The sequence below is a fragment of the Burkholderia sp. LS-044 genome (assembly GCF_004803625.1).
Classification (GTDB): Bacteria; Pseudomonadota; Gammaproteobacteria; order Burkholderiales; family Burkholderiaceae; genus Burkholderia; species Burkholderia cepacia.
Genome location: NZ_SSWO01000020.1, coordinates 68,927 through 89,010, shown reverse-complemented (window position 1 = coordinate 89,010; position 20,084 = coordinate 68,927). Strand labels below are relative to the sequence as shown.

Genomic DNA, 20,084 nt, shown 5'->3' with positions numbered 1-20,084 from the left:
GGGCGGGCGCCGGCGGCCGCTTAAGCCCCGCTTAAGGCTGATTAAGCCTCCTTTAAGTCAGGGTCGTTACGCTGCGTCCTAACAAAGAGGAGGTCCTACGATGAACACCCGATTCCTTGCGCGCGGCGCCGTCGCGGTCGCCGTGGCGGCCGCCCTGTCCGCCGGTTATGTTGCCGGCACCCGCCGCGCCGATCCCCAAATCATCACGCCCGCGCAGGCTGCCGCGCTGATGCCGGCCGAAGCGGCCGCCAAGACCGGCATTCCCGATTTCTCCGGGCTCGTCGAGACTTACGGCCCGGCGGTGGTGAACATCAGCGCGAAGCACGTCGTGAAGCAGGTGTCGCGGCGCGTACCGCAGCCGCAACTGCCGATCGATCCGAGCGATCCGTTCTACCAGTTCTTCAAGCATTTCTACGGCCAGGTGCCGGGCATGGGCGGCGACGCGCAACCGGACGACCAGCCGAGCGCGAGCCTCGGTTCCGGGTTCGTCATCAGCTCCGACGGGTACATCCTCACCAATGCGCACGTGATCGACGGCGCGAACGTCGTCACGGTCAAGCTGACCGACAAGCGCGAATACAAGGCGAAGGTCGTCGGCTCGGACAAGCAGTCGGACGTCGCGGTGCTGAAGATCGATGCGAGCGGCCTGCCGACCGTGAAGATCGGCGACCCGGCGCAGAGCAAGGTCGGCCAGTGGGTCGTCGCGATCGGCTCGCCGTACGGCTTCGACAACACGGTCACGTCGGGCATCATCAGCGCGAAGTCGCGCGCGCTGCCGGACGAGAACTACACGCCGTTCATCCAGACCGACGTGCCGGTGAACCCCGGCAACTCGGGCGGCCCGCTGTTCAACCTGCAGGGTGAGGTGATCGGCATCAACTCGATGATCTATTCGCAGACGGGCGGCTTCCAGGGCCTGTCGTTCGCGATCCCGATCAACGAGGCGATCAAGGTGAAGGACGAACTCGTGAAGACGGGCCACGTGAGCCGCGGCCGCCTCGGCGTCGCCGTGCAGGGGCTGAACCAGACGCTCGCGAGCTCGTTCGGACTGCAGAAGCCGGACGGCGCGCTCGTCAGCTCGGTCGATCCGAACGGCCCGGCCGCGAAGGCCGGCCTGCAGCCGGGTGACGTGATCCTGTCGGTCAACGGCTCGCCGGTTGCCGATTCGACGTCGCTGCCCGCGCAGATCGCGAACCTGAAGCCGGGTTCGAAGGCCGACCTGCAGATCTGGCGCGACAAGTCGAAGAAGTCGATCAGCGTGACGCTCGGCGCGATGGCCGATGCGAAGCTCGCGTCGAACGACGGCGGGCCCGTCGAGCAGGGGCGCCTGGGCGTCGCGGTGCGTCCGCTGTCGCCGCAGGAGCGCAGCGCCGACAACCTGTCGCACGGCCTGATCGTGCAGCAGGCCGGCGGGCCGGCCGCCAACGCGGGCATCCAGCCCGGCGACGTGATCCTCGCGGTCAACGGCCGCCCGGTCACGAGCCCCGAGCAGTTGCGCGACGCGGTCAAGGGCGCGGGCAACAGTCTTGCTCTGCTGATCCAGCGCGATAATGCCCAGATCTTCGTGCCGGTCGACCTGAGCTGACCGGCCACGGCCGACGGCCGGCCAGGCCGGCCGCGGCGGGCGCCGCCGCCGCTCGAATGCGTGACGCCGCGCCCTGTATGTGTTCCGACCCCAAGGAGAGAGCCATGCAATATCTACGCAACGTGTCCCGATTTGCCGTCGCCGCGGCGCTGGCCGCCGGCCTCGCGGCCGGAGCGTCCGGCGCGTACGCGCAGTCGGACGGTTTGCCCGCCGCGGGCCAGCAGGGCGACGTCACCTTCGTGTCCGGCGGCGTCGGGCAGGACGAATCGACGGCGTTCCAGCGCAACGAGCCGAAATGGCCGCTGGCGCTGCGCTTCACCGGCAAGGGCGGCGAGTTCCTGGCCGACGTTCATGTGCGGATCGTCGACGGCAAGGGCGACGAGGTGTTGAAGACCGACGCGCGCGGGCCGTACATGCTCGTGAAGGTGCCGCCGGGCCGCTATACGGTGCATGCGTCGTACCAGGGCAACGAGGAATCCCGTGCCGTCACGGTCGGCGCGAAGGGCGGCGCGAAGACGGCGTTCCAGTGGAGCGCGCAGTAGCCTGCCGCGCGCGGCGCCGGCCCGGGTCGCGCATTCGGCTGCGGTTTCGCCCATAATGAAAGCCACGGCACCCGTGCCGTGGCTTTTTCGTTTCCTGAGCCCGGCCTGGCCGGGTCGTCCCAAGGAGAAACGATGTCCGACGCAGCCGACCCTCGTCTCGAAATCGTGCCGAACCGTCATCGCGTGCGCGTGATCCATCGCGGTATCACGTACGCCGATTCGCACGGCGCGCTGACCGTGCGCGAAACGGGCCTGCCGGACACCCACTACCTGCCGCGCCGCGACGTCAACATGCGCCGGCTCGTGAAATCCGGTATCACGTCGGTCTGCCCGTTCAGGGGCGAGGCCGTACACTTCGACTTGCAGACGGAAGACGGCGTGATCGAGAACGCCGCATGGAGTTACGAGGAACCGAAGGGGGCGGCGTCGGCGCTCGCGCTCTACGTCGCCTTCGACGCCGCACGGATCGACAGTCTCGTCGAGACATCCTGATGCGGCGCGCGTTCATCGGGGAGGCGTCATGGAACTGAACGACACATTGCGCATACCGCTCGCGCCACCCGTCGTGCGGGCGGCATTCGAGGATCTCGCGCTGCTGCGCGCGAGTTTCGATCATTGCGAATCGTTCGTGAAGCTTGCGGACGGCGAATTCGCGCTGACGATCACGGTGCCGCTCGGCCCGCTGCGCGCCCGCTACGACGTGCGTGCGCATGCGGCCGCCGAGCAGGGCGATGCGGAAGGTCAGCCGCGCCGCGTGCTCAATTTCAAGGCGCGGGCCGACGGGCTCGGCGCGCTGCGCGGCCAGGTCGAACTCGTGCTGATGCCGGATGACGACGCGAACGCCACGCGTATCGAGTACGTGGTCTGGGCGACGGCGAGCGGCCCGCTCACCGAGTTGCCGGGGCGGCAGATCGAAAATACGCTGCGCGAATGGACCGACGATTTCTTCCGTGAATTCTGCGCGGTCGTGCAGGCGAAGCACGGTCTCGCACCGAATCGCGCGCGCTCGGCCGCGCCGCGGCGCCAGCACGTGTTCCTGCGGCCGGCGTCGCTCGTGGCCGCGACGAAGCGGGCGCTGCCACAGCACCTCGGCGGCGCGCTGACCGGGCGTGCCGCCAGTGCACTCCCGCATCGCGGCTCGGGCACGGTGCCCGTGTGGGCGTGGGCCGCGATGATCGTCTTCGTCGCGCTGCTGCTCTACGCGGCGCGCTGGATCAACGGCGGCTGAGCGGCCGGCCGTTTCCGCTGCGAGGCTCGCCCGCCGCGCGCCTACCGCGCGGCATCGGCGCCGGCTCCGGCGCCGCGAAATTCCCTTCGATACGCCGACGGCGACGTGCCGAGCGTGCCCGCGAAATGCTGGCGCAGCGACACGCTCGACCCGTAGCCGGCCGCCTGCGCGATCGCATCGATCGATTGCCCGGTGGTTTCCAGCAGATGCTGCGCGCGCGCCAGCCGCTCGGCCTGCAGCCACGCGGTGACGGTCGTGCCGGTCGCCTGGCGGAAGTGGCGCGTGAACGTGCGCCGGCTCATCAGCACGCGTTCGGCGAGCGAATCGACGCTGTGCGCGGCGTCGAGGTGCGCGCGCACCCAGTCGAGCAGGCCCGCGAGCCGCGCATCGCGCGGGTGCGCGGCGACCAGCTGCGGCACGTATTGCGCCTGCCCGCCCTGACGGTGCGGCGGGATCACGAGGCGGCGCGCGATCTGGTTCGCGGCGTCCGAGCCGAAGCGCCGCCGCACGACGTGCAGGCAGCAGTCGAGCCCCGCGGCCGTGCCGGCCGACGTCATCAGGTTGCCGTCGTCCACGTACAGCACGTCCGGATCGAGCTTCACGCGCGGGAAGCGTTGTGCGAAGTCGTCGGCCCATGCCCAGTGCGTGGTGGCCGGGCGGCCGTCGAGCAAGCCGGCCGCGGCGAGCACGTACGCGCCGAGGCACAGCCCGACGAGCTGCGCGCCGCGCGCGGCGACCGCACGGACGGCGTCGAGCAGCACGTCGGGCGGCGCTTCGTCCGGGTCGCGCCACGCCGGCACGATGACGATGTCCGCGTCGTCGAGCCCGTCGAGGCCGTAGGGCGCGGTGATCGTGAAACCGCCCGTCGTCGACAGGGGGCCGCGCTCGGCCGAGCAGACGCGGAACTCGAACGCGGGCGACGCGGCCGCGTCGCGTTCCTTGCCGAACACGACGGACGGCACCGACAGGTGGAACGGGCTGATGCCGTCGTACGCGATCACGGCAACGACGGTCGGAGCGGCCGAGGCGGGCCGGGTGGACGAGGCGGCGGTCATGGCGGGCTCCGGATTGGTGATGGCCCGATTCTATCGAAGAATGGCTATCGGGCCACTGTCCACGTGAGCGTCGCGCCCCGACAATGCATCGCATCGCGCCGCTGACCACCCCGTTCCGGGGCGGGGCCGCGCCCCTGGACCAGGAGCCCGCCATGTCGAACGCCGTCCCGCATTCCGTTTCCCATTCCGCTACCCGCCGCGCGCTGATCGTGATCGACGTCCAGAACGAGTACGTGACGGGCAACCTGCCGATCGAATATCCGCCGCTCGACGTGTCGCTCGCGAACATCGGCCGCGCGATCGATGCCGCGCATGCGGCCGGCGTGCCCGTGATCGTCGTCCAGCACGTCGCGCCGGCCGGCGCGCCGATCTTCGCGCCCGGCACCGACGGCGTCGCGCTGCACGCGGTCGTCGCCGGCCGGCCGTACGCACACCTGATCGAGAAGACGCGCGCAAGCTCGTTTGCCGGGACCGACCTTGCGGCGTGGCTCGATGCGCACGGGATCGACACGCTCGCGGTGGCCGGCTACATGACGCACAACTGCAATGCGTCGACGGTCTATCACGCGGCGCATGCGGGGCTGAATGTCGAATACCTGAACGACGCGACGGGCGCGCTGCCTTACGAGAACGAAGCAGGCGCGGTGAGCGCCGAGGAGATTCACCGCGCGTACGCGGTGGTGTTCCAGTCGAATTTCGCGGCCGTGATGTCCACCGATGCGTGGATCGCGGGGCTGGCAGGTGCGCCGATGCCGAAGCGCGATTCGGTCGCCGCGTCGAACCGGCGGGCCCGCGCGCAACGCGCGAAGGCGGCCTGAACCGGGCGGGAAGAAGGGGCGGCGGGCAGGCCGTCGGCGAGATTGGCGGCCCGCGCGATGAAACGAAGACCCGAACCGCGGGCGAACGCGCGTCGCGCGGTCATTCGCCGTCCTTCAGCATCGCCGGGCTGTAGCGCAGCATGTCGAAACAGCCGTCGACGAGCTTTTCCGCATGCTGCTCGGCGTCGATCTCGTCGGGCAGCATCAGCATGTCGCGCACGAAACCGCTGACGAGCGTGTGCAGCATCAACGTCGCGCGCCACGTATCGAGCCGCTCGGGCAGCAGCTTGAGCCGCACGGCCCCCGCGAGATCGGCGTCGATCGCGTGCAGTGCCTCGCTCATCCCCGCGCGGTTGCGCTGCAGCAGCGGCTCCAGGTCCGCGACGTATTCGCACTTCATGAACAGGATGCTGAACACGCGGCGCAACTGCGCGTCGCGCTGCACGCCGAGCAGGCACCAGATCAGGATCTGGCGGATCTTGTCGAGCGGATTGCCGCCCGGCGCGTCGAGCGGCATCCGCTTCAACTCGTCGATCGGCAGAAATACGCGGTCGAACATTGCGTCGAACAGTTCGCTCTTGTTCGCGAAATGCCAGTAGATTGCGCCGCGCGTCACGCCGGCATGTTGCGCGATGTCCGCGAGCGACGTGTGCGACACGCCTTTCTCGAAGAACACGTGCTCGGCGGCGTCGAGAATGCGATTGCGCGTCTCGAGCGCCTCCTCCTTGGTACGTCTGACCATGTGCAGGCCTGATTGGATCGATCGTAGGTGAATATAGGGTCTGCAACCCTCGGCGCGGTCGTATAGACTGGCTATGCTCGCGGCTGGTAACAATCTGTAAGACTGGACAGCCGGTCGCGCACAAACGGGCTTTTTACATACATTCATGAATGTATATACAATACCACCCTACGATCGAATGACCCAAGTGGCAATCAGTTAATATCCCACTCTGCTGATTCCCGCCAAAGTACCAGTCCGCAGTTGCGGGGCATCCTGTCGGCACGGAGGTTTCGTGCCGCTTGCTGTATCTAGCAGTCCAGTAATTCAGGTGTTCGATCTGCGCCGTGAGGCGCATCCGTGTTGCGCTCGCTCCGGTCGGGTGCGGCACTTATTCCATTGGTTATACACAGAGGTCGCTCCATGCGCGTCGAACGGGTTCCATACCGCTTAATCACTGTCGCGACGGCCGCCGTTTTCCTGGCCGCGTGCGGGAAAAAAGAATCGGCACCGCCGCCGCAAACGCCGGAAGTCGGCGTCGTCACCGTCCAGCCGCAAGCCGTACCGGTCTTCACCGACCTGCCGGGCCGCACCAGCGCGTTCCTCGTCGCGCAGGTCCGCGCGCGGGTCGACGGCATCGTGCTGCGCCGTGAATTCACCGAAGGCACCGACGTCAAGGCCGGTCAGCGCCTCTACAAGATCGACCCGGCGCCTTATATCGCCGCGCTGAACAGTGCAAAGGCAACGCTCGCGAAGGCGCAGGCGAACCTCGTCACGCAGAACGCGCTGGTCGCACGCTACAAGGTGCTGGTGGCCGCGAACGCGGTCAGCAAGCAGGACTACGACAACGCGGTGGCCACGCAAGGCCAGGCCGCGGCGGACGTCGCGGCCGGCAAGGCGGCGGTCGATACCGCGCAGATCAACCTCGGCTATACCGATGTCGTGTCGCCGATCACCGGCCGCGTCGGCATCTCGCAGGTGACGCCGGGCGCGTACGTGCAGGCGAGCCAGGCGACGCTGATGTCGACGGTGCAGCAGCTCGACCCGGTGTATGTGGACCTCACGCAGTCGAGCCTCGAAGGGCTGAAGCTGCGCCAGGACGTACAGAGCGGGCGCCTGAAGACGTCCGGCCCGGGCGCGGCGAAGGTGTCGCTGATCCTGGAAGACGGCAAGACCTATTCGGAGCCGGGCAAGCTGCAGTTCTCGGACGTGACGGTCGACCAGACCACCGGCTCGGTGACGATCCGCGCGGTCTTCCCGAACCCGGGCAAGGTGCTGCTGCCGGGCATGTTCGTGCGTGCACGGATCGAGGAAGGCGTGAACGAGAACGCGTTCCTGGTGCCGCAGATCGGCGTCACGCATGACCAGAAGGGTCAGGCGATCGCGATGGTGGTGAACGCCAGCAACAAGGTCGAGCCGCGTCCGCTGAAGACGACGGGCATGCAGGGCCCGAACTGGGTGGTCGAAGGTGGTCTGCAAGCGGGTGATCACGTGATCGTGCAGGGTGCCGACAAGGTGCGCCCGGGTGCGACCGTGAAGACGGTCCCCGCGCAGCTCGCACCGGCGGCCGATGCCGCGTCGGGTGCGGCTGCCGCGTCCGCCGCGCCGGCTGCCGCCGGTTCCGGCGCCGCTGCCGCTTCCGGTGCTGCCGCATCGGGCGCTGCGCCGGCGAGTGCTGCCGCTGCTTCGAGCGCGCAATAACAGGGAGCCTGTTTCATGGCAAAGTTTTTTATCGATCGCCCGATCTTCGCGTGGGTGATCGCCATCATCCTGATGCTGGCCGGGGTTGCGGCGATCTTCACGCTGCCGATCTCGCAGTATCCGACGATCGCACCGCCATCGATCCAGATCACCGCGAACTACCCGGGCGCTTCCGCGAAGACGGTGGAAGACACGGTGACGCAGGTGATCGAGCAGCAGATGAGCGGTCTCGACAACTTCCTGTACATGTCGTCGACCAGTGACGACTCGGGCAACGCGACGATCACGCTGACCTTCGCGCCGGGTACCAACGCCGACATCGCGCAGGTCCAGGTGCAGAACAAGCTGTCGCTCGCGACGCCGATCCTGCCGCAGGTCGTGCAGCAGCTCGGCCTCTCGGTGACGAAGTCGAGCAGCAGCTTCCTGCTGGTGCTCGCCTTCAACTCCGAAGACGGCAGCATGAACAAGTACGACCTCGCGAACTTCGTGGCGTCGCACGTGAAGGATCCGATCAGCCGGTTGAACGGCGTCGGTACCGTCACGCTGTTCGGCTCGCAGTACGCGATGCGGATCTGGCTCGACCCGAACCGCCTGACGAACTACGGCCTCACGCCGGTCGACGTCAGCTCCGCGATCACCGCGCAGAACGTGCAGATCGCGGGCGGCCAGATCGGCGGCACGCCGGCGAAGCCGGGCACGATGCTGCAGGCGACGATCACCGAATCGACGCTGCTGCAGACGCCCGAGCAGTTCGGCAACATCCTGCTGAAGGTCAACCAGGACGGCTCGCAGGTTCGCCTGAAGGACGTCGCGCAGATCGGCCTCGGCGGCGAAAACTACAACTTCGACACGAAGTACAACGGTCAGCCGACCGCGGCACTCGGTATCCAGCTCGCGACCAACGCGAACGCGCTCGCGACCGCGAAGGCCGTGCGCGCGAAGATCGACGAACTGGCACCGTTCTTCCCGCACGGCCTCGTCGTGAAGTACCCGTACGACACGACGCCGTTCGTGAAGCTGTCGATCGAGGAAGTGGTCAAGACGCTGCTCGAAGGTATCGTGCTCGTGTTCCTCGTGATGTATCTGTTCCTGCAGAACCTGCGGGCAACGATCATCCCGACGATCGCGGTGCCGGTCGTGCTGCTCGGCACGTTCGCGATCATGTCGATGGTGGGCTTCTCGATCAACACGCTGTCGATGTTCGGCCTCGTGCTCGCGATCGGCCTGCTGGTCGACGATGCGATCGTGGTGGTGGAGAACGTCGAGCGCGTGATGGCGGAGGAGGGCCTGTCACCGAAGGAGGCGACCCGCAAGGCGATGGGCCAGATCACCGGCGCACTGGTCGGCGTGGCGCTGGTGCTGTCGGCGGTGTTCGTGCCGGTGGCGTTCTCGGGCGGTTCGGTCGGTGCAATCTATCGTCAGTTCTCGCTGACGATCGTGTCGGCGATGGTGCTGTCGGTGCTCGTCGCGTTGATTCTGACGCCGGCACTGTGCGCGACGATCCTCAAGCCGATCCCGCAAGGGCATCACGAAGAGAAGAAGGGTTTCTTCGGCTGGTTCAACCGCACGTTCAACAACAGCCGCGACAAGTACCACGTCGGCGTGCACCACGTGATCAAGCGCTCGGGCCGCTGGCTCATCATCTATCTGGTCGTGATCGTCGCGGTTGGCCTGCTGTTCGTGCGCCTGCCGAAGTCGTTCCTGCCCGATGAAGACCAGGGCCTGATGTTCGTGATCGTGCAGACGCCGTCGGGTTCGACGCAGGAAACGACCGCGAAGACGCTCGCGAACATTTCCGACTACCTGCTGAAGGACGAGAAGGAAATCGTCGAATCGGCGTTCACGGTCAACGGCTTCAGCTTCGCGGGCCGTGGCCAGAACTCCGGTCTCGTGTTCGTTCGCCTGAAGGACTACTCGCAGCGTCAGCATGCGAACCAGAAGGTGCAGGCGCTGATCGGCCGGATGTTCGGGCGCTACTCGGGTTACAAGGACGCAGTGGTGATCCCGTTCAACCCGCCGTCGATTCCTGAACTCGGTACGGCTGCCGGCTTCGACTTCGAACTGACCGACAACGCGGGTCTCGGCCACGATGCGCTGATGGCCGCGCGTAACCAGCTGCTCGGGATGGCCTCGAAGGATCCAACGCTGCAGGGCGTGCGCCCGAACGGCCTGAACGATACGCCGCAGTACAAGGTCGACATCGACCGCGAGAAGGCGAACGCGCTCGGCGTGACGGCGGATGCGATCGACCAGACGTTCTCGATCGCATGGGCATCGAAGTACGTGAACAACTTCCTGGATACCGATGGCCGGATCAAGAAGGTGTACGTGCAGTCGGATGCACCGTTCCGGATGACGCCGGAAGACCTGAACATCTGGTACGTGCGCAACGGGTCGGGCGGGATGGTGCCGTTCAGCTCGTTCGCGACCGGTCACTGGACGTACGGTTCGCCGAAGCTCGAGCGCTACAACGGCGTGTCGGCGATGGAAATCCAGGGTCAGGCCGCACCGGGCAAGTCGACCGGTCAGGCGATGGCCGCGATGGAAGGGCTCGCGAAGAAGCTGCCGGTCGGTATCGGCTATTCGTGGACCGGCCTGTCGTTCCAGGAAATCCAGTCCGGCTCGCAGGCGCCGATCCTGTACGCGATCTCGATCCTTGTCGTGTTCCTGTGTCTGGCGGCACTGTATGAAAGCTGGTCGATCCCGTTCTCGGTGATCATGGTGGTGCCGCTCGGCGTGATCGGTGCACTGCTTGCGGCGACGATGCGCGGTCTGGAAAACGACGTGTTCTTCCAGGTCGGCCTGCTGACGACCGTGGGCTTGTCCGCGAAGAACGCGATCCTGATCGTCGAGTTCGCGCGCGAACTGCAGCAGACGGAGAAGATGGGGCCGATCGAGGCCGCGCTGGAAGCGGCGCGCCTGCGGCTGCGTCCGATCCTGATGACGTCGCTCGCGTTCATTCTCGGCGTGATGCCGCTCGCGATCAGCAACGGCGCGGGTTCGGCGAGCCAGCACGCAATCGGTACGGGCGTGATCGGCGGGATGATCACGGCGACGTTCCTCGCGATCTTCATGATCCCGATGTTCTTCGTGAAGATCCGTGCGATCTTCAGCGGCGAGAAGGAAGACGTCGACGAGGCGCTGCGCCTGGCTCAGGAGCACTCGCACCACGAAGAGAAGCCGGGCAACGGCGACGAAGGCAACAAGGGACAGTGATGATGCAAAAACACGCTTTGACTGCAATCGCGGTCGCGCTCTTTGCCACGGGCTGCACGATGGCGCCGCATTACAAGCGGCCCGACGCGCCCGTCGCACAGGCGTACCCGGCCGGCGGCGTCTACGCGACGCAGCCGGGTGCGGCCGGCGCGCGCAGCGCGAACGGCCAGGCGGCGACCGCCATCGGCTGGCGCGAATTCTTCGTCGATCCGCGCCTGCAGCGGCTGATCGAGATCGCGCTGAAGAACAACCGCGACCTGCGCGTGTCGGTGCTGAACATCGAGGCGGCGCGCGCGCAGTACCAGATCACGCGCGCGGAGCTGTTCCCGACGCTCGACGGCACGGGCACGGGCAGCATCCAGCGCGTGCCGCAAGGTCTGTCGCAGACGGGGGCGCCGTATATCTCGCGTTCCTACAACGTCGGTTTGTCCGCGTCGTGGGAGCTTGACTTGTTCGGCCGCGTGCAGAGCCTGAAGGACCAGGCGCTCGCGCAGTACCTGTCGACGTCGTATGCACGGCAGGCATTCGAGATTTCGCTGGTGTCGCAGGTGGCCGATCAATACCTGACGCTGTTGTCGACCGATGACCTGCTGAAGGTCACGGAGGACACGCTGAAGTCCGCTCAGGCGCAGTACGACCTGACGAAGCTGCAGTTCGACAACGGCACAGGCTCCGAGCTCGAGCTGCGTCAGGCGCAGACGGTGGTCGAGCAGGCGCTGTCGAACCAGCAGCAGCAGGCGCGTGCGCGCGCTCAGGCACTGAACATGCTGGTGCAACTGATCGGCGAGCCGCTGCCGGACGACCTGCCGGCAGGCATGCCGCTCGACGCGCAGAACCTGCTGACGGACGTGCCGGCCGGGTTGCCGTCGGACCTGCTGACGCGTCGTCCGGACGTGATGCAGGCCGAGCAGACGCTGCTGGCCGCGAATGCGAACATCGGTGCGGCGCGCGCGGCGTTCTTCCCGCGCATCTCGCTGACGGGCGCGTTCGGCACCGGCAGCCCGACGCTGGGCGGCCTGTTCAAGGCCGGCACGGCGGCGTGGTCGTTCGCGCCGCAGATCACGATGCCGATCTTCGAAGGCGGGCAGAACATCGCGAACCTGAATCTCGCGAACGTGCAGAAACGCATCGAGATCGCGAACTACGAGAAGGCGATCCAGTCGGCATTCCGCGAAGTGGCGGACGGCCTGGCCGCACGCGGCACGTACGACCAGCAGATCGCGGCGCTCGAGCGCAACGAGCACGCGCAGCAGCGACGTTTCGACCTGTCGGACCTGCGTTACAAGAACGGCGTCGACAGCTACCTGTCGGTGCTGACCGCGCAGACGGATCTGTACTCGGCACAGCAGACGCTGATCAACGCACGTCTGGCGCGCTGGACGAACCTCGTCGACCTGTACCGCGCACTGGGCGGCGGGTGGATCCAGCGGGCCGGCGAGACGCCGCGCGCGCCGGATGCGCCGGTCGACTACGACAAGGCGGCCGCTCCGGCGCCTGCGTCGTCGGCGGCGACGAACGGCTAAGTGAAAGGCGGGGCAGGAGCGGGCAACTGCTTCTGCCTGCCGAACCGGCGAGATGCAAAAGCGAAAACGCCACGGATGAAAATCCGTGGCGTTTTCTTTTGTGCGGCCGAGTTGTGCGAGACCACGACGGTTGGCGTGACGATGACTGCATCGGATGCCGCTGATGCCGATCACGGCAGATACGCGTCCAGGCGCGATCAACCGATCAACCAGGCAGCCTGCACCGCATCGCAGGCGGCCACCCCTCGCGCGCGAGGCACCTCGCGTAACCCGGCTCCGCCAAGCAAAAGCGCCACGGCATGCCGTGGCGTTTTCCGTTACCGCTTCGCGCCGTCGTCCGGCGCGTCGTGATCAGTGATGCACGTCGGCCGGGCGGCCGTCGAAGTCGTGTCCGGCGCGGCGGATCTCGCAGCGCGCATCCTTCTCGCCTTTCACGCCGTTGAACACGATGTTCAGGATCACGGCCGATGCCGACGCCAGCAGGATGCCGCTGTGCAGGATCGGGGCGAGCGCGGGCGGCAGCTTCGAGAAGAAGTGCGGCGACACGACCGGCACGAGACCCATGCCGACGCTCACGGCGACGATGAACAGGTTGTGCGAGTTGTTCACGAAGTCGACCTTCGACAGCACCTTGATGCCGTTCGCGGCCACCATCCCGAACATCACGATGCCCGCACCGCCGAGCACGAACGGCGGCACCGATGCGACCACCTGCGCCATCTTCGGGAACAGGCCGAGCAGCACGAGAATCACGCCGCCCGTCGCACACACGAACCGGCTCTTCACGCCCGTCACGCCGATCAGGCCGACGTTCTGCGAGAACGACGTATGCGGGAACGAGTTGAAGATGCCGCCGATCAGCGTGCCGAGGCCGTCGACGCGCAGGCCGCGCACGAGGCGCTCCTGGTTGACCGGACGATCGACCATGTCGCCGACCGCGAGGAACATGCCGGTCGATTCGATGAACGTGACGAACATCACCGTGACCATCGTCACGATCGACAGCGGGTCGAAGTGCGGCATGCCGAAGTGGAACGGCATCACGATGCCGACCCACGGTGCGTGCGCGACGCCGTCGGTATTCACGCGGCCGATCGCGAACGCGATCGCGAAGCCGGCGACGATGCCGAGCAGCACCGAGATGTTCGCGATGAAACCGCGGCCGAACTTGTTGATCAGCAGGATCAGCGTCAGCACGAGCAACGACAGGCCGAGATAGACGGGGCTGCCGTACTCGGGGTTGCCGACGCCGCCGGCCGCCCAGTTGATGCCGACTTCCATCAGCGACAGCCCGATCACCGCGATCACGGTGCCGACCACCACCGGCGGGAAGAACCGCAACAGCTTGCCGATCATCGGCGCGAGCACGATACCGATGATGCCGGCCGCGATCGTCGAGCCGAAGATGTCGAGAATGCCGAGGCCGGGGTTCGTGCCGATCGCGATCATCGGGCCGACTGCCGCGAACGTGCAGCCCATGATGACGGGCAGGCGGATCCCGAAGATCCACAGGCCCAGCGTCTGGATCAGCGTGGCGATGCCGCACGAAAACAGATCGGCGCTGATCAGGAACGCGATCTGGTCTTTCGGCAGCTTGAGTGCGGCGCCAACGATAAGCGGCACGGCAACAGCGCCGGCGTACATGACGAGGACGTGTTGCAGGCCAAGCGTTACCAGCTTGCCGGTCGGCAGCACCTCATCGCACGGATGGACCGTGTTCGATTGCATCTGTCTCACTCCATGATCTTGTTTTCGGGGTGATACGAAGTTATGCGGAATGAATCCACGCAACAAGAGCGCTGGGTACTATTCCGCTCTTTGCTGGTTCGATATGCCATTTCGGCATGAAACAGGGTGTCGATCATCGGGAAACTGCCGCAGGAGTGAGGGTTCCCGGTTTTATAGCCCTTCAAAATAGCGCTGGCCCCCATGTCAAATATCGGCCGCTTTATGGTGTGTATCGGGCGGGGCGCATAGCGGCAAAAAGTGCCTGGGAAAAATCGTGCCGGGTTAACCCGCGAGCGGCCGCTTTCACCGCCAACGTGCAGCCGGGTGAAACCCGGCAGGCCATGGCGATGTCGGCCGGCGCGGCGGCGGCAAAAGACGGGGCGTGCATCGCGATCCCGTTATCATCGACATCCGTTCATTCGAATTCGCCCTCACGTCATGCGCCTGCTCGGAATCGACCTCGGCACCGGCTCCGTCAAACTCGTCACGCTCGATGCCGACGGCGTCGAGCGTGCGGTCGCGAGCGAACCCTATGCGCTGTCGTCGCCGCGGCCCGGCTGGGCCGAGATCGCCCCCGACACGTGGTGGCAGGCGCTGGTGCGCGCGGCCGCGCGGTTGCCGGCCGGCGAGCGTGCGCAGGTGGCGGCGATCGGGTTCTCGGGGCAGATGCACGGCGTCGTGCTGATCGACGCGGCCGGGCAGCCGGTGCGGCCCGCGCTGCTGTGGCCCGACACGCGGGCGGTGCGCGAAGCGGATGAGGCAGGCCGGCCCGTCACGGGATCGCCCGTCGCCGGATCGCCCGTCGCCGGATTGCCCGTCGCCCCGAACCCCGTCGCGCCGGGTATGGCCGGCCCGCTGCTGCGCTGGCTGGCCGCTCACGAACCCGATGCGCTGCGCGCCGCGCGCTGGGCCGTGCAGCCGAAGGACTGGTTGCGCATCGCGCTGGGCGGCGACGTCGCGGCCGATCCGAGCGACGCGTGTGCGACCGCGCTCGCGACGCCCGACGGCGCATGGGATCTCGCATTGATCGACGCACTCGGCCTGCCGGCCGACCGGTTCGCATCGGTGCAGCCGTCGACTGCGCGCTGCGGCACGCTCGGCGCAACGGCTGCGGCTGCACTCGACCTGCCGGCCGGCGTGCCGCTGGCGACGGGCGCGGCCGACACCGCATGCGCGGCCCTCGGCAGCGGGCTCGCCGCCGCCGGCGATGCGCTGCTGACGACGGGCAGCGGCGGCCAGATCGTCGTGCTCGCGGATGTGCTGCAGCCCGCGCGACGCGGGCTGCATCGCTATCGCGCGGCGGCCGGCGGCGGTTATTACACGATGGCCGCGATGCAGAACGTCGGGCTCGCGCTCGAAGCCGTGCGCGGCTGGCTCGGCTACGCGCAGTGGGCCGATGCGTACGACGATGCGTTCGCGCAGGCTGCGTCGGAACGTCTGTGCTTCCTGCCTTACCTGACGGGCGAGCGTTCGCCGTGGATGAACCCCGACGCGCGCGGCGGCTGGCTCGGCCTCGGGCTCGGCGACACGCGCGGCGCGATGATGCGCGCCGCGTTCGAAGGCGTCGCGTTCGCGTTGCGCGCCGGGCTCGACGCGATCCGCGATGCCGACCGCGGCGACCCGGTGACGACGCTGCGTCTCGCGGGCGGCGGCTCGGTCGATCCGCGCTGGCGCCAGTTGCTTGCCGACTCGCTGGGCGCGTCGCTTCACGCGATCGACTGCCCGAACGCCGCGACGCGCGGCGCCGCGCTGCTGGCGGGTGTCGCGATCGGGCACTGGCGGGAAGACGCGCTGCACGCGCTGGCGCCGGCCGCGGCGCCGGTTGCCGAGCCGCGCGACGATCGATCGCTCGCCGCACGCCACGCGCGCTTCGTCGACCTGTATGCCCGGACGGATGCATGGTTCACGACGGGCGCTTAAAATCGGGCACTTGTTCTTTTGCGTCAGCGATGACGCATCGTGGCAAGCCGGCGGCCGTTTCCCGCACGCGATGCGCGGCGGAACCGGCCATCATGGCGAGCACGAGATTCTTTCGCCGTGCCGTGCGCGACGCCGCGCGGCACGGTTTCGACCGCTTTGCATGGAACCCGGTGCGAAGCATTGGGCCGGCGTCGGTGCTGGCGCACCCAGGCCGGTCGACATGAGCGCCGACGCGCGAACCCGGGCCGACCTCACACACAGACAGGAGTCACACGATGAAGACGAAAGCCGCGATTGCATGGAAGGCGGGCGCACCGCTGACGATCGAGGAAGTCGATCTCGAAGGGCCGCGCGCAGGCGAAGTGCTGATCGAGGTGAAGGCGACGGGCATCTGCCACACCGACTACTACACGCTGTCGGGCGCCGATCCGGAAGGGATCTTCCCGGCGATCCTCGGCCATGAAGGCGCGGGCGTCGTGGTCGACGTCGGCCCCGGCGTCGGCACCGTGAGGAAGGGCGACCACGTGATTCCGCTCTACACGCCCGAATGCCGCGAGTGCAAGTTCTGCCTGTCGCGCAAGACCAACCTGTGCCAGAAGATCCGCGCGACGCAGGGCAAGGGCCTGATGCCCGACGCGACGTCGCGCTTCTCGCTCGACGGCAAGCCGCTGTTCCACTACATGGGCACGTCGACGTTCTCGAACTACATCGTCGTGCCGGAAATCGCGGTCGCGAAGGTGCGCGAGGACGCGCCGTTCGACAAGATCTGCTACATCGGCTGCGGCGTGACGACGGGCGTCGGCGCGGTCGTGTACTCGGCGAAGGTCGAGGCCGGCGCGAACGTCGTCGTGTTCGGCCTCGGCGGGATCGGCCTGAACGTGATCCAGGGCGCGAAGATGGTCGGCGCGGACAAGATCATCGGCGTCGACATCAACCCGAAGCGCGTCGAGCTCGCGAAGAAGTTCGGGATGACGCACTTCATCAACCCGAACGAAGTCGAGAACGTGGTCGACCACATCGTGCAGCTGACCGACGGCGGCGCGGATTACTCGTTCGAATGCGTGGGCAACGTGAAGCTGATGCGCCAGGCGCTCGAGTGCACGCACAAGGGCTGGGGCCAGTCGTTCATCATCGGCGTGGCGGCAGCGGGCGAGGAAATCAGCACGCGTCCGTTCCAGCTGGTGACGGGCCGCGAGTGGAAGGGCTCGGCGTTCGGCGGCGCGCGCGGCCGTACCGACGTGCCGAAGATCGTCGACTGGTACATGGAAGGCAAGATCAACATCGACGACCTGATCACGCATACGCTGCCGCTCGAGCGGATCAACGAAGGCTTCGACCTGATGAAGGCCGGCGAGTCGATCCGTTCGGTCGTGCTGTACTGACCGGGAGCGCACCGCGATGCTCGAACTCGTTTCCTCGCATGCGTGCCACGGCGGCGAGCAGCGTTTCTACCGTCACGATTCGGCGGCCATCGGCCTGCCGATGAAGTTCTCGGTGTACCTGCCGCCGCAGGCCGCGCACGGCCGCGTGCCGGCACTGTTCTATCTCGCGGGGCTCACGTGCACCGACGAGACGTTCGCGATCAAGGCCGGCGCGCAGCAATACGCGGCGCAGCACGGCATCGCGCTCGTGATGCCGGACACGAGCCCGCGCGGCGCGGGCGTGCCGGGCGAGACCGACGCGTGGGACTTCGGCGTCGGCGCGGGCTTCTATGTCGACGCGACCGAAGCGCCGTGGTCCGCGCATTACCGGATGGAGTCGTACGTGACGCGCGAGCTGCGCGAACTCGTCACGGCCGAACTGCCGATCGACGGCGCGCGGCTCGGGATCTTCGGTCATTCGATGGGCGGGCACGGCGCGCTGACGCTTGCGCTGCGTCATCCCGGGCTGTACCGGTCGGTATCGGCGTTCGCGCCGATCGCCGCGCCGACACGCTGCCCGTGGGGCGAGAAGGCGTTCTCGGGCTACCTCGGCGCCGATCGCGACGCCTGGAAGGCACACGACGCGAGCGAACTCGTCGCGCGCGCCGATGCGCCGAAGTTCGCGGACGGCATCCTCGTCGATCAGGGCCTCGCGGATCAGTTCCTCGCGAACCAGCTCAACCCCGACGTGTTCGAAGCCGCGTGCGCGAAGGCCGGCCAGCCGCTGACGCTGCGCCGCCATCCGGGCTACGACCACGGGTACTACTTCATCTCGACGTTCATCGCCGATCACATCGCGCATCACGCGCGCGTGCTCGCGCGATGAGCGGGAAGGGGAGCACATAACGCACACGGCGGCACGCGGCGACACACGGCGCGCCGCCCGAGCGGGTGCATGAAAAAACGCCGGCGCTGCCCTCGGGCACGCCGGCGTTTTTCATGGTCGTCGGGCGTCGATCAGTGGCGCCGCAACAGGCTTGCGCCGTACACGAGCGCCGACAGCGCGGTGATCCAGAAACTCGTCGGCCAGTCGGTGTGATACGCGAGCACGATGCCGAGCCATGCTTCGAACAACGCAAACAGCGCGGCGAGCAGCACGCCGGTCGACAGCCGCGTCGTCACGTTCTGCGCGGCGGCAGCCGGCCCGACCAGCAGCGTGAACACCAGCAGCACGCCGACGATCTGCGTGGCCGCCGCCACGGCGAGCGCGCACACCGCGAGGAACAGCATCGACACCGTGCGCAGCGACACGCCCTTGGCTTCGGCCAGTTCGGGCTGCAGCGACGCGAACAGCAGCGGCCGCGCGATCAGCGCGAGCGCGAGCAGGCTCACGGCGCCGATGCCGGCGAGCACCGCGAGCGTGTCGTGGCTCACCGCGAGCACGTTGCCGAACAGCAGCGCGGTGACCTGCGTCGCGAACGACGTGTAGAAATGCAGGAACAGCAGGCCGAAACCCAGCGCACCCGACAGGATCACGCCGATCGCGACGTCGCGGCCCGCGAGCTTTTCGCCGAGCGCGCCCATCCCGATCCCGGCCGCGAGCGTGAAACCGACCATCCCCCAGATCGGCGAGATGCCGAGCAGCACCGCGCCCGTCGCGCCGGTGAAGCCGACGTGCGACAGCGCATGGCCGGCGAAGGTCTGCCCGCGCAGCACCAGGAAGTAGCCGACGATGCCCGCGAGCACCGCGACGATCCCCGACGCCGCGAAGGCGTTGATCATGAAGTCGTATTCAAACATCGTGCGAGTGCCCGGGATGAGCGTGTCCGTGGTGGTGATGGCCGTGGCCGCCGCCACCGCCGTGCGAGTGGCCGTCGTCGTCCTCGTGTTCGTGGTCGTGCTTCTCGATCTCGACGTCGCCCGACATCACGAAGATCTTGCCGTTCACGCGCATCACGTCGATCGGCGATCCGTAGAGCCGCGACAGCACGGGCTTCGTGATCACCTCGTCGACGGTGCCGAGCGCCGCGACGCCGTTGCCGAGATACAGCACACGGTCGAGCGCGTTCAGCAACGGATTCAGTTCGTGCGCGGAGAACAGCACGGTGATGCCGAGCTCGCGCTGCACGTTGCGCACGAGCTCGACGACGCCGCGCTGGTGGTTCGGGTCGAGGCTGATCAGCGGCTCGTCGAGCAGCAGCAGCTTCGGGCTGCCGAGCAGGCATTGCGCGAGCAGCAGGCGCTGCCGCTCGCCGCCGGACAGTTCCGACAGCGGCCGGCGGGCAAGCGTCGGGCCGCCGACGAGATCGAGCACGCGGTCGACGTCGCGGCGCGTCGCCGCGTTCGTGTGCGGCAGCCCCCAGCGGTGGCCGTCGGCGGCCATCGCGACGAAGTCGTAGCCGCGCATCCGGCGGTTCGCGAGGCCGCTGCGAATCTGCGGCATGTAGCCGATCGACGCGTTGCCGCGTACGACCGGCACGCCGCCGACGGACAGCGTGCCGGCCGACACGGGCACGAGGCCGAGCACCGCGCGCATCAGCGTCGTCTTGCCCGCGCCGTTCGGCCCGAGCACGCCGACGAATTCGCCGGGTTCGATCGCGAAGCTGACGTCGCGCAGGATCGTGCGTCCGCCCAGTTCGAGCGTGACGCGATCGACGGCGAGTGCGTGGGGAGTGGCGGTCATGGC

Annotated in this window: 16 protein-coding genes; 11 read left to right on the top strand and 5 right to left on the bottom strand. The window is 67.6% G+C overall.

Annotation, left to right across the window (positions count from 1 at the left end):
- The first annotated feature begins 100 nt into the window (after nucleotides 1–100).
- From E9536_RS35065 to E9536_RS35050, 4 genes are all read left to right on the top strand, one after another.
- The gene (locus E9536_RS35065) at nucleotides 101–1,585 is read left to right on the top strand and encodes a DegQ family serine endoprotease (RefSeq protein WP_011353057.1); all 1,485 of its coding nucleotides are present in this window, start codon (nucleotides 101–103) and stop codon (nucleotides 1,583–1,585) included.
- Nucleotides 1,586–1,689: 104 nt separating this feature from the next.
- Nucleotides 1,690–2,127 carry a carboxypeptidase-like regulatory domain-containing protein gene (locus E9536_RS35060; protein ID WP_048024989.1) on the top strand — a complete coding sequence of 146 codons (438 nt, stop codon included), beginning with the start codon at nucleotides 1,690–1,692 and terminating at the stop codon, nucleotides 2,125–2,127.
- A 132-nt stretch (nucleotides 2,128–2,259) separates the two neighbouring features.
- The gene (locus E9536_RS35055; protein WP_119339018.1) at nucleotides 2,260–2,619 is read left to right on the top strand and encodes a DUF427 domain-containing protein; all 360 of its coding nucleotides are present in this window, start codon (nucleotides 2,260–2,262) and stop codon (nucleotides 2,617–2,619) included.
- Between the two features lie 28 nt (nucleotides 2,620–2,647).
- Nucleotides 2,648–3,355 (top strand): SRPBCC domain-containing protein, encoded by a 708-nt coding sequence (locus tag E9536_RS35050; protein ID WP_136472386.1) that lies wholly within the window; start codon nucleotides 2,648–2,650, stop codon nucleotides 3,353–3,355.
- Nucleotides 3,356–3,396: 41 nt separating this feature from the next.
- Here E9536_RS35050 and E9536_RS35045 read toward each other — a convergent pair whose 3' ends face one another.
- Nucleotides 3,397–4,410, bottom strand: coding sequence for a helix-turn-helix domain-containing protein (locus E9536_RS35045; RefSeq protein WP_136472384.1), 1,014 nt, complete (start codon nucleotides 4,408–4,410; stop codon nucleotides 3,397–3,399).
- Between the two features lie 152 nt (nucleotides 4,411–4,562).
- Here E9536_RS35045 and E9536_RS35040 point away from each other — a divergent pair, with 152 nt between their 5' ends.
- Complete coding sequence (locus tag E9536_RS35040) at nucleotides 4,563–5,228, top strand: cysteine hydrolase family protein (RefSeq protein ID WP_060313548.1); 666 nt, start codon at nucleotides 4,563–4,565, stop codon at nucleotides 5,226–5,228.
- A gap of 100 nt (nucleotides 5,229–5,328) precedes the next feature.
- Here E9536_RS35040 and E9536_RS35035 read toward each other — a convergent pair whose 3' ends face one another.
- On the bottom strand, nucleotides 5,329–5,970 hold the full coding sequence (locus E9536_RS35035) for a TetR family transcriptional regulator (RefSeq protein ID WP_027789239.1): 642 nt from the start codon (nucleotides 5,968–5,970) through the stop codon (nucleotides 5,329–5,331).
- 402 nt (nucleotides 5,971–6,372) lie between these two features.
- Here E9536_RS35035 and E9536_RS35030 point away from each other — a divergent pair, with 402 nt between their 5' ends.
- The 3 genes from E9536_RS35030 to E9536_RS35020 are packed head-to-tail and all read left to right on the top strand — an operon-like array spanning nucleotide 6,373 to nucleotide 12,389.
- A complete protein-coding gene (locus tag E9536_RS35030; protein WP_027789240.1) occupies nucleotides 6,373–7,650 on the top strand; it encodes an efflux RND transporter periplasmic adaptor subunit in 1,278 nt (425 codons plus the stop codon).
- Nucleotides 7,651–7,665: 15 nt separating this feature from the next.
- Nucleotides 7,666–10,866 (top strand): efflux RND transporter permease BpeB, encoded by a 3,201-nt coding sequence (bpeB, locus tag E9536_RS35025; protein ID WP_027789241.1) that lies wholly within the window; start codon nucleotides 7,666–7,668, stop codon nucleotides 10,864–10,866.
- Nucleotides 10,866–12,389, top strand: coding sequence for an efflux transporter outer membrane subunit (locus E9536_RS35020; RefSeq protein WP_136472382.1), 1,524 nt, complete (start codon nucleotides 10,866–10,868; stop codon nucleotides 12,387–12,389). The genes bpeB and E9536_RS35020 overlap by 1 nt, the downstream gene beginning before the upstream one ends.
- A gap of 351 nt (nucleotides 12,390–12,740) precedes the next feature.
- On the opposite strand, the gene E9536_RS35015 is transcribed toward E9536_RS35020, so the two are convergent.
- Nucleotides 12,741–14,117: a nucleobase:cation symporter-2 family protein gene (locus E9536_RS35015; protein WP_021159518.1), complete on the bottom strand. Its 1,377-nt coding sequence runs from the start codon at nucleotides 14,115–14,117 to the stop codon at nucleotides 12,741–12,743.
- A 438-nt stretch (nucleotides 14,118–14,555) separates the two neighbouring features.
- Here E9536_RS35015 and E9536_RS35010 point away from each other — a divergent pair, with 438 nt between their 5' ends.
- The 3 genes from E9536_RS35010 (at nucleotide 14,556) to fghA (ending at nucleotide 18,284) form a co-directional block, all read left to right on the top strand.
- Nucleotides 14,556–16,037 (top strand): FGGY family carbohydrate kinase, encoded by a 1,482-nt coding sequence (locus tag E9536_RS35010; protein ID WP_136472380.1) that lies wholly within the window; start codon nucleotides 14,556–14,558, stop codon nucleotides 16,035–16,037.
- A gap of 275 nt (nucleotides 16,038–16,312) precedes the next feature.
- Entirely contained in the window at nucleotides 16,313–17,419 is a 1,107-nt protein-coding gene (locus E9536_RS35005) for an S-(hydroxymethyl)glutathione dehydrogenase/class III alcohol dehydrogenase (protein WP_006483756.1), read from the top strand.
- 16 nt (nucleotides 17,420–17,435) lie between these two features.
- On the top strand, nucleotides 17,436–18,284 hold the full coding sequence (fghA, locus tag E9536_RS35000; protein WP_027789244.1) for an S-formylglutathione hydrolase: 849 nt from the start codon (nucleotides 17,436–17,438) through the stop codon (nucleotides 18,282–18,284).
- Between the two features lie 131 nt (nucleotides 18,285–18,415).
- Here fghA and E9536_RS34995 read toward each other — a convergent pair whose 3' ends face one another.
- Both E9536_RS34995 and E9536_RS34990 read right to left on the bottom strand, forming a co-directional pair.
- Nucleotides 18,416–19,198, bottom strand: coding sequence for a metal ABC transporter permease (locus E9536_RS34995; protein WP_027789245.1), 783 nt, complete (start codon nucleotides 19,196–19,198; stop codon nucleotides 18,416–18,418).
- Nucleotides 19,191–20,081, bottom strand: a complete 891-nt coding sequence (locus tag E9536_RS34990) for an ABC transporter ATP-binding protein (RefSeq protein ID WP_059692641.1) — start codon at nucleotides 20,079–20,081, stop codon at nucleotides 19,191–19,193. The genes E9536_RS34995 and E9536_RS34990 overlap by 8 nt, the downstream gene beginning before the upstream one ends.
- Nucleotides 20,082–20,084 lie beyond the last annotated feature (3 nt).